General features: G+C 37.1%; 3 protein-coding genes and 2 pseudogenes. 4 read left to right on the forward strand and 1 reads right to left on the reverse strand.

The genetic code is table 11. From position 1 onward, the window contains the following. Positions 1-104: 104 nt before the first annotated feature. Positions 105-1,241, forward strand: a pseudogene (locus F6K22_RS38020) (16S rRNA (cytosine(967)-C(5))-methyltransferase); the annotation flags it as partial. On the opposite strand, the gene F6K22_RS38025 reads toward F6K22_RS38020, so the two are convergent. Further along, positions 1,238-1,369, reverse strand: coding sequence for a hypothetical protein (locus F6K22_RS38025; RefSeq protein WP_293110034.1), 132 nt, complete (start codon positions 1,367-1,369; stop codon positions 1,238-1,240). The pseudogene F6K22_RS38020 and the gene F6K22_RS38025 overlap by 4 nt on opposite strands. An 83-nt stretch (positions 1,370-1,452) precedes the next feature. Here F6K22_RS38025 and F6K22_RS38030 point away from each other — a divergent pair, with 83 nt between their 5' ends. The 3 genes and pseudogenes from F6K22_RS38030 to F6K22_RS38040 form a co-directional block, all read left to right on the forward strand. After that, on the forward strand, positions 1,453-1,869 hold the full coding sequence (locus F6K22_RS38030) for a XisH family protein (RefSeq protein ID WP_293110036.1): 417 nt from the start codon (positions 1,453-1,455) through the stop codon (positions 1,867-1,869). Continuing rightward, positions 1,857-2,189, forward strand: coding sequence for a XisI protein (locus tag F6K22_RS38035; protein ID WP_293110038.1), 333 nt, complete (start codon positions 1,857-1,859; stop codon positions 2,187-2,189). The genes F6K22_RS38030 and F6K22_RS38035 overlap by 13 nt, the downstream gene beginning before the upstream one ends. 157 nt (positions 2,190-2,346) lie before the next feature. After that, positions 2,347-2,723 (forward strand): annotated as a pseudogene (locus tag F6K22_RS38040) (signal transduction protein); the annotation flags it as partial.

Below are 2,723 nucleotides of genomic sequence, written 5' to 3' on the forward strand. Positions count from 1 at the left end.
GTCTTACAAACGCCATTATGATCAGTTACTGTTACCGTATAGTCTCCGCCACTTGTTACCGTAATAACGCGTGTTGTTTCTCCAGTTGACCATTCATAGGCCATCAACAAAACCCTGATTTACGCATTATTCTCCATATTGGTTTATATCAATTATCTTATTTAGAACAAATTCCAGAGTCGGCAGCAGTTGATACAACGGTTGAGTTAGCTAAACAAAATAAGTTTGCTAAATTAGCTGGTTTTGTTAATGGCTTACTTCGAGAATATATTCGGCGCGACTTGACTATAAATCTGCCAGAAAATCCAGTAGAAAAATTAGGAATATCTTATAGTTTTCCTGACTGGATAATTGAATATTGGATAGAAAAATTAGGTTTAACGGAAGCTGAAAAATTATGTTCGTGGTTCAATCAATCCCCTAGTATTGATTTAAGAATTAATCCCCTCAAAATCTCTATTGAAGAAGTAGAAACAGCTATTAAAAATACTGGTATTTCTGTTAGCAGGATTTCCCAACTTCCCCAAGCTTTAAGATTAACTGGAGCAGTAGGGCAAATTCAAAAATTACCAGGTTATAAGGAAGGTTGGTGGTCAGTTCAAGATAGTAGCGCTCAATTAGTTAGTTATTTATTAAATCCCCAACCAGGAGAAATAATAATTGATGCCTGTGCTGCTCCTGGAGGCAAGACTACTCATATAGCAGAATTAATGGGAGATAATGGTAAAATTTTTGCTATTGATAAAACTGCTTCTCGACTGAAAAAATTAGAGCAAAATGCCGAGAGATTGCAGTTAAAATCTATTTCTATTTCTACAGGTGATAGTCGGAATTTACCACAATTTATTAATAAGGCAGACCGAGTTTTATTAGACGTACCTTGTTCTGGTTTAGGAACTTTACACCGTCGGGCAGATGCACGGTGGAGACAAACTTTAGAGAATATTCAAGAACTAGCAAAACTTCAGAGTGAATTGTTAGAAACTGCGGCGAAATGGGTGAACCCAGGGGGTGTTTTGGTATATGCAACTTGTACAATTTATCCTTTAGAAAATGAGGGAATTATTGAGGAATTTTTGACAAATAATTCTGAGTGGGAAATTGAACCGCCAACTGTTGATTTTATAGTTTCACCTTGTACAGAAGGATGGATAAAAGTTTGGCCTCATAGAGAACAAATGGATGGATTTTTTATGGTGAAATTAAAAAGGAAGAAGTCCAGTAGTGGACTGACTATTTAATAGACATCTCCAGAAAAGATTCTGAAAGTTTTACCGCACCGTTCTAAAATTGGCATTTTGGGAGAGGTATAATAGGGTGCTTTCTTCTGTAAGCGATCGCCCTTTTTTTCTCCATCAGTAACAAGCAACAGGCCGGAATGCCTGTTGAATGCTATAATGTCAAAAATAACTCCAGCAACTCGACCGAAATTATACCTAAAAAAACGCTATTATGTCAGCAAAAGACATCTTTCACGATGCAGTACGCTCCGCCCTCGAAAAGGATGGATGGACTATAACTCACGACCCTCTATTTATGAGAGTTGGCGACGTTAGTTTCCAGATAGACTTAGGTGCAGAAAAAATCATTGCTGCCGAAAAAGGCGATCGAAAAATAGCGGTAGAAGTTAAATCTTTTGTAGGAACATCCGAGGTCAAAGAATTTCATTTAGCTCTCGGTCAAATTCTTAACTACCGCTCTGCATTAAGAAAAGCGCATCTAAATCGAATATTATATCTGGCAATTACTTTTGAGGTTTACGATGGCTTTTTTCGTCGCGAATTTGTTCAAGATGTCATCGCCGAACATCAGTTAAAATTACTAATTTTTGACCCTAACAAGGAGAAAATTGTCACATGGAAAAACTAAATTACCCCGAACTGGTGCAAAAAATTTTGACCGAAAGTTTCTTAGGAGAAGATATCTCTCCAGATACCGCAGTAGAAGCTGTTTTCGATACGGTACGCGATCGCTATCTAGTCGTTAATCTAGGTTGGGATGACCACAAACGGGTATATGGTATCACAGTTCATGTGGATATTAAGGATGGGAAAATCTGGATACAGCAAGATTGTACCGATATCGGTGTTGCTGACGAGTTGTTAGCAGCAGGCGTGCCCAAGACAGATATAGTTTTGGGTTTTCAATCTGTCTATAGGCGACAGTTTAGTGGGTTAGCTGTCGGTTAGGTGATTCGATAATTCTATTTTTATAGAAGTTTTGGGACAATATCAAGTCCCTATTTTTAATTATTCTGCTGAAGAATTGCGGGAGGAGATAAGCTAATGACTGATTTAATTATTTATCGTTATTATTTGATTAAGTCACTCTACTAGAGGTAACATTATGGAACCATTTTTCTTAGGTTGGGAATTACCAAAAATAGCAGCTCCTTTATTGGGTGGTGTTTTGAAACAAGGTGGCGATCGCCTCTTTCAATCTCTCAATAAAACGGATATAGAAAAGGCTATTGAATCTGGAGAAAAGGCTGTTAAGGAATGGGAAAAAATCCTCCATCCTCAACAACTTTTATTCTATTCTGCTAAACCGGATGGATGGAATGGATTTAACAGATTTCTGAGGGAATATTTTGATAATTCTGCTGTTTTGACAGAATTACAAAAACCATTAACTAATCACGGGAAGCCAGATATTGATATTTTGATTGCCATCTTTCAACAGGAAGCTGAAGCTAAAAATATTCAATTGAATCAAGAAAGTCT

The sequence above is a fragment of the Okeania sp. SIO2F4 genome, from assembly GCF_010672385.1.
GTDB lineage: Bacteria > Cyanobacteriota > Cyanobacteriia > Cyanobacteriales > Microcoleaceae > Trichodesmium.

What these genes read in the sequence shown, in the direction of transcription:
- F6K22_RS38030 (WP_293110036.1), top strand. Translation starts at nt 1,453, where the DNA reads ATGTCAGCAAAAGACATCTTTCACGATGCAGTACGCTCCGCCCTCGAA.
- F6K22_RS38035 (WP_293110038.1), top strand. Translation starts at nt 1,857, where the DNA reads ATGGAAAAACTAAATTACCCCGAACTGGTGCAAAAAATTTTGACCGAA.